The 5,026-nt window shown below is 71.3% G+C and carries 7 protein-coding genes; all 7 read right to left on the bottom strand.

Features of this window, described 5'->3' with window-relative positions; all coding sequences use genetic code 11:
• The coding region (locus tag WBA11_RS13850; RefSeq protein ID WP_424521258.1) for a response regulator at positions 1 to 569 on the bottom strand (569 nt) is incomplete at its 3' end.
• Complete coding sequence (locus tag WBA11_RS13855) at positions 566 to 1,450, bottom strand: patatin-like phospholipase family protein (protein ID WP_424521259.1); 885 nt, start codon at positions 1,448 to 1,450, stop codon at positions 566 to 568. The genes WBA11_RS13855 and WBA11_RS13850, both read right to left, overlap by 4 nt.
• Entirely contained in the window at positions 1,450 to 2,286 is an 837-nt protein-coding gene (locus tag WBA11_RS13860; RefSeq protein ID WP_424521260.1) for a patatin-like phospholipase family protein, read from the bottom strand. Before WBA11_RS13860 ends, WBA11_RS13855 begins: the two co-directional genes overlap by 1 nt.
• A gap of 83 nt (positions 2,287 to 2,369) precedes the next feature.
• A complete protein-coding gene (locus WBA11_RS13865; protein WP_424521261.1) occupies positions 2,370 to 2,729 on the bottom strand; it encodes an STAS domain-containing protein in 360 nt (119 codons plus the stop codon).
• Between the two features lie 4 nt (positions 2,730 to 2,733).
• Complete coding sequence (locus WBA11_RS13870) at positions 2,734 to 3,156, bottom strand: ATP-binding protein (RefSeq protein WP_424521262.1); 423 nt, start codon at positions 3,154 to 3,156, stop codon at positions 2,734 to 2,736.
• Positions 3,153 to 3,530, bottom strand: a complete 378-nt coding sequence (locus WBA11_RS13875; RefSeq protein ID WP_424521263.1) for a response regulator — start codon at positions 3,528 to 3,530, stop codon at positions 3,153 to 3,155. The genes WBA11_RS13870 and WBA11_RS13875 overlap by 4 nt, the downstream gene beginning before the upstream one ends.
• Before the next feature lie 7 nt (positions 3,531 to 3,537).
• Positions 3,538 to 5,026 (bottom strand): sensor histidine kinase (locus WBA11_RS13880; RefSeq protein ID WP_424521264.1); only part of this gene is annotated, 1,489 nt, incomplete at its 5' end.

Here is a 5,026-nt window from a genome sequence, read left to right on the forward strand (position 1 = left end):
GCGATCCAGAAGGCGTCGTAAAAGTCGCCGGCCACCTCGCGCGCGGGGCGGAACCGGGCGGCCAGGTCCCACCCCGGTGCCGAGGGCAGCGTCTCGGGCAAGAACCCGCGCTGGATCCGGCGACCGATCTCGAGCTCGCGGGCCAGGCTCTCGGTGTAGGCGCGCTGCTCGTCGTGGAGCCGCTTGACGGCGAGGCTGGCCTCCACGCGCGCCTTGAGGAGCATGGCGTTGAACGGCTTCGGGAGGTAGTCGGCGGCCCCGAGCTTGATGCAGCGGACGACGCTCTCCATCTCGTCGAGCGCCGAGATCATGATGACCGGGATGTGGCAGAGGTCGTCGTCGGCCTTGAGCCGCTCGAGCACCTCGTAGCCGTTGACCTCCGGCATCATGATGTCGAGGAGGACGAGGTCGAAGTCGCCGCCCTCGACGGCCGCCAGCGCCTCGCGCCCGTCGCACGCCACGGCCACGTCGTAGCCCCGCTTGCGGAGCCGACGCGACAGCATGTCGCGGTTCATCTCGTTGTCGTCGACGACGAGGAGGCGGCCAGGAGCGGGGTCGGGGGGCGTCATGCGGGCGTGGGCGTGAGCAGGCGGCGGAGGTAGGGGAGCTGGTCCTCGGCCGCCTCCTCGCCCCGCCGGATCAGGTCGGGGATGAGGTGCGCGTCGGTCAGGCGGACCGGCCCGTCGAAGGCCGGCATGACGGGGACGATCTCGGCGTGGTGGGCCGCGCTGTAGAACGCGTAGGTCGAGCGGATGAGGTGGTTCGTGGCGATCGCCGCGGCCCGGCCGACGAGGCCGGAGAACGACGCGATCGTCTCGCCCGGGCGGCTCTCGAACCCCATGGCGATGATGACCTCGCAGCCCTCCCGGATGGCCACGTCGATCGGGAGAGGGTTCGACGTCCCCCCATCGATGAGGAGCCGGTCGCCCACAGACCACGGCCGGAGCAAGAGCGGCAGGGCGAGGCTCGCGCGGACGGCGTCCTGGACGCGCCCGGCGTCGAGCACGACGGTCTCGGCCGTTCGCAGGTCGGAGGCTACGAGGAAGAGCGGGACGGCGGCCTCGCCAAAGCTGGCCTCCCCGAACACCTCGTCGAGCACGGCGCCCAGCGCCCGGTCGTCGAGCAGGCCCACGCGCTCGGAGAACCCGAACACCCGGGGGAGAGCCACCTGGAGGAGCGACCGGTAGCGGACGCCCGTGAACGACCGCCCCCAGAGCCGCTGCGTCAGGTCTTCGGCGTCGTCGGCGACGAGCCCCAGGGCGAGCGCGGCGGCATAGACGCTCCCCCCGCTGCACCCGACGGCCACGTCCACCTCGATCCCCGCCCGCTCCAGCGCCCGCCACAGCCCGACGGCCGCGACGCACTTGATCCCGCCCGACCCGATCACGAGGCCGACCTTCGGGCGCGACGTGCGCGCGCCGGGGGAGGGGGGGGCAGCGGACCGCGGCATCACGCGCTCGGGGCGGAGGCGAGAAGGTGCTTCAGGTACGGGACGGCCTCCTCGGCGGCTCGTTCGCCCTGCTCGATCACGTAGGGGATCTTGTCCGTCGAGAACAGACCGACCCGCTCCTCGAACTCGGGCATCACCGGGAGGATCTCGGCGTGGTGCGCGAGGTTGTGGAAGGCGTAGTTGGCCCGGTACAGGTTGTTCGTGTAGACGCTCGTCACCTGGAACGCGAACTTCAGCCCCGACGAGACCTTGCGCGGGTACTCGGCCTCGAACCCCATCGTCAGGATCACGTCCGCCCCCTCCTGGATCGCCACGTCGACGGGCATCGGGTCGGAGAGGCAGCCGTCGCAGAGCGGCCGGCCTTCGACCTCCCACGGCTTCCACACGAACGGGACCGCGATGCTGGCGCGGATGGCGTCGAGCAGGCTCCCTTCGGAGAGCACGACGCGCTCGCCGGTCATAAAGTCGGTCGCGATGACGCGGAGCGGAATCTCCGCCTCGTCGAAGGTCCGCCCGCCGAACGCGGGGCGCAGGGCCTCCATCAGAGGCCGGTCGTCCACCATCCCGAAGGCGCCGTCGAACGTGAACAGCTTGGGGAAGACGGCGCTGAGGAGCGACCGCGTATCCCGCTTGGTCATCACCTCCCGCCTCCAGAGCTTGTGCGTGAGGGCCTCGGTCTCGCCGGTCGAGACGCCGAGGGCGTGGGCAGTGGCGTAGAGGCTCCCGCCGCTGCAGCCGACCAGAAGGTCGACGGGGATGCCCTCCCGGTCGAGCACCCGGCGGAGTCCGATGGCCGCGGCGCACTTGACGGCGCCGGAGCCGATCACGAGGGCCACCCGCCGGGGGGCGGCCGGGGGCGACGGGGCGCCGTTGAGAGATGGCGCGGAGGGAGGCTGGGAGACAGACATCGGTGAAGCGGTTAGCTGGTGTAGCTGGCGAGGGCGGCGTCCACGTCGGGGTAGAGCCGGAGGATGCTGGTGAAGCCGCTGAGCTGGAGGACCTTGAGGACTTTGTCGCCCACGGCGGCGAGGCGGAGGTCGCCCCCGCTCCGCCGGGCCTCTTTCATGGCACCCAGGAGCGCCCGGAGGCCGGCGCTCGACGTGTACCCGACGCCGCTCATGTCGCCGACGAGCTGGGCGTGGCCGTCGGCGACGGCCGCCTGGAGCGCGGTGAGGAGGTCGTCGGCGGTGACGGTGTCCACGTTGCCGACGATCTCGGCGACGGCGCAGCCGTCGCGAGGGGTGATCTGGACGTCGAGGTCGTGGGAATAGTCGCTCATGGGATCAGGGGAGATGTTTGATGAGGGTGAGTCGGTTGCCCCCCGCCGGGCCGGTCTCGTGCCGGACCTCGTCCATCGTCTCGCGGATGAGGTGCCAGCCCAGCCCGCCGATCAGGCGGTCTTCGCCGTCGAGGGGCGGGGGCGGGGCGGCGGCGGGGTCGAAGGGGGGCGCCTCGTCCGTGAGGGTGACGGCGACGCGGCGTGGCGTGGCCTCGAAGCGGAGGGTGAGCGGTCCGGGCTCGTCCGTGTAGCCGTGCGTGATCACGTTCGTGCAGGCCTCCTCCGCGGCGAGGTGGACGGGGAAGAGGACGTCGTCTCCGACGCCGGCGGCGGCGGCGGCCTCGTCGAGGCAGGCGAGAAGGGCGGGGAGGTGCTCCAGCGCACCGGGGCGCGTGATCTCGGCCGTGTGTGGGCGGACCCGGCTCACGTGTCGGCGGGGTCAGGGAGCCAGGTCTTGATCTTGCCGAGGAGACGCTTCAGGTCCACCGGCTTCGTGTCGAAGTCGTCGCAGCCAGCCTCGCGGCACTTCGCCTCGTCGCCGTTCATGGCGTGGGCGGTGAGCGCGATGACCGGGATCGAGGCGGTCGCGGCGTCGGCCTTGATCCGGCGCGTGGCCTCCCAGCCGTCGAGGACCGGCAGACTCATGTCCATCAGGACCAGGTCCGGGCGTTCGTCCTGGGCGAGGCGGACGCCCTCCCCGCCGTCGACGGCGATCGTGACGTCGTACCCCTTGCGGGCGAGGCGGCGCGAGAGCATGTCCCGGTTCATCTCGTTGTCTTCGACCAGCAGAATCGTGGGCATGGCGGTACTACGTGAGCGGGGCGTGAGCGGCCTGTCGGGCTTCGGGGGCGGAGGCCTGGGCCGCTCGGTCTGGCACCGTCAGGGTGAACGTGGAGCCCTCACCGGGGGCGCTCTCGACGGTGACGTCCCCCCCGAGGAGCTGGGCGAACCGCTGGCTGATGGCGAGGCCGAGCCCGGTGCCGCCGTACTTCCGGGTCGTCGAGGCGTCGGCCTGGACGAACGGCTGGAACAGCTTCGCGACTTGCTCCGCGGTCATCCCGATCCCCGTGTCCCGCACGCGGAACGCGACCGTCCCGCCCTCGACCTCGCCCGAGAGCGTGACCGTCCCGCCGTGCGTGAACTTGCACGCGTTCGAGAGCAGGTTGAGCAGGATCTGACGGACCTTCGTCGCGTCGGAGCACATCGTCGAGGGGAGCCCGTCGGCCTCGACGACGAGCGCGTTCCCGTTCTGCTCCGCCAGCGGCCGGACCGCCGCGACAGCCGTGTCGAGCACGTCGCGAACCGAGAACGTCTCCACGTGCAGGTCCATCTTTCCAGCCTCGACCTTGGAGAGGTCGAGGACGTTGTTGACGAGCCCGAGCAGGTGCTCGCCCGACGCGCGGATCTTCCCGAGGTCGGGGACGATCTCGTCGTGCCCGTCGTCCTCGGCGTCCTCGGCGAGCATCTCGGAGTAGCCGATGATGGCGTTGAGCGGCGTCCGGAGCTCGTGGCTCATGTTGGCCAGGAACTGGCTCTTCGCCCGGTTCGCGGCCGCCTCGGCCTCGGCCGCCTTCTCGGCCGAGGTCGCCGCGACCTCGGCCGCCTCGCGGGCCTCGACGAGATCCTCCGACTTCTGCTGGAGGTCGCGAATCGAGTCGTGCGCCAGGTCCACTGCCTGCGCCGTCCGCCGTCGCAGGGCCTCGGTGATCTGGCTGGACAGGGCGAAGTACAGGCACGTGAGGTAGAGGAACCCGACCTTGGCCAGCTCGCCCGCCCACCCGATCTCGCGGCCCTCGACGACGGCGACGAAGACGAGGAGCCCGACGTAGAGCGCCGGCATCAGGTGCGCGAACAGCAACGTCCGGCGCTTCCCGTACACGATCTGGTCGCCCACGCGGAGCAGGAGCACGAGGTAGAGCCAGCTCTGGTCGGCGCCGGTGAGGGCGACCGTGCCCAGCAGAACCCACACGTCGGTAAAGATGAACGCGGTCGCCACGTTGACCCGGGCGCCCGGGTCGTACCACCGCCACAGGACGAGCCACGTCACGGCGAGGTACGCCTCGACCCCGAGCACGAAGAGGACGAACGCCTCGCGGTCGAAGGCCCCGAGAAGCAGGATGTTGTGGACCGGGATCGCGGCGAGGAGCAGGTGGAACCCGACCGCGCGCATGGCCGGGACCTCGACCCGGTTGAACCGGATCTGGCGGCGCCGGCGGTGCTGGGCCAGCGCCGGCCCGTCGAGGATGAGGTCCTGCGACGGGGGGCGGGGTGTGCGAGCGGCCATCACGGGCTGGCGG

The organism is Rubrivirga sp. (assembly GCF_049648075.1).
Lineage (GTDB): Bacteria > Bacteroidota > Rhodothermia > Rhodothermales > Rubricoccaceae > Rubrivirga.